Annotated in this window: 1 protein-coding gene; it reads left to right on the forward strand. The window is 41.3% G+C overall.

Annotated elements, in window-relative coordinates:
- The first annotated feature begins 89 nt into the window (after positions 1-89).
- Positions 90-1,262 carry an IS4 family transposase gene (locus BUA71_RS17365; protein ID WP_175545984.1) on the forward strand — a complete coding sequence of 391 codons (1,173 nt, stop codon included), beginning with the start codon at positions 90-92 and terminating at the stop codon, positions 1,260-1,262.
- Positions 1,263-1,338 lie beyond the last annotated feature (76 nt).

Raw genomic sequence — 1,338 nt, forward strand, 5'->3', positions numbered from 1 at the left:
AACCAATAGCGTCCTAAACGATTGAAAAAGAGAAGGGAATTTTTGTTCCTCAAAGTTTACCTTTGAGGTGCACCACAAAAACCCCTTCTCTGATGGTAAATATAACGTTGTTTTCGCAAATTATTTCAAAATTAGATACATCAAAATTCAAGAAACTAGTTAAGTCACATAAAAGCGACAGGCATCAAAAAGGATTTGACAGTTGGTCGCACCTTGTCTCCATGCTATTCTGTCAATTCGCCAAAAGCCAATCCCTGCGCGACATTAGCAACGGTCTGCGCTCCGCAACTGGCAATCTCAATCATTTAGGGATGTTGAAAGCTCCTTCAAAATCTACGGTCGGTTATCAGAACAAAAATAGGAGCTGGGAGCTTTTCAGGGATTATTATTACGTACTGTTGGAAAGTCTGGGACAGCAAGCCCATATGAAGCGGACTAAATTCAGGATCAAGTCAAAAATATTCTTATTGGATGCCACCACCATAAGTCTTTGTCTGAGCCTTTTTGACTGGGCAAGGTACAAGACAAAAAAGGGAGCCGTAAAAATGCACACCCTGCTTGACTATGATGGACATCTGCCTGCCTATGTAAATATCACGGATGGCAAGACAGCGGACAATAAAGGGGCTTACGACATTCCACTTCTAAAGGGCAGTGTGATTGTTGCCGATAGGTTCTATAATGATTTTGCACTCCTGAATGTTTGGGACAGCAGCGGGGTTTATTTTGTGGTCAGGCATAAGGACAACATAAAGTTCAAGACAGTCAAAGAACTGGAGCTGCCACAGGACAGGCACCAGCACCTTCTAAAGGAAGAGATCATTGAATTGACGGGAGTCCAATCAAAAGATAAATATCCTAAAAAACTCCGCAGGGTTGCGCTATGGGATGAAGAAAACCAACAAACCGTTGAGGTCATAACCAATCAAATGTCCTGGACAGCAAACACCATAACCGAGCTCTACAAGGCCAGATGGGAGGTGGAAATCTTTTTTAGGGACATAAAACAACAATTGCACATAAAGTCGTTCATTGGAACCAGTGAGAATGCTGTAATGATACAAATCTGGACTGCATTGATCACCATTCTCATCCTAAAAGCACTGAAAGCACAAGCAAAGCACCCATGGTACCTATCAAATTTAGTGGCATTTATTAGACTTAACCTTTTTGTCAAGGTAGATTTAAACCAATGGCTCGATAATCCGTTTGCAAAGGAACAACCGCCGCCCAATAAATACATACAGGGGGTTCTTTTTTGAAAATCGATCAAAACAACGAAATAAACCAGTGAAATGGTAGATTTAGGGTGCCTTATATTTATTTAGGACAGGATTG

Source organism: Salegentibacter echinorum (assembly GCF_900129445.1).
In the GTDB taxonomy this organism is placed as follows: Bacteria; Bacteroidota; Bacteroidia; order Flavobacteriales; family Flavobacteriaceae; genus Salegentibacter; species Salegentibacter echinorum.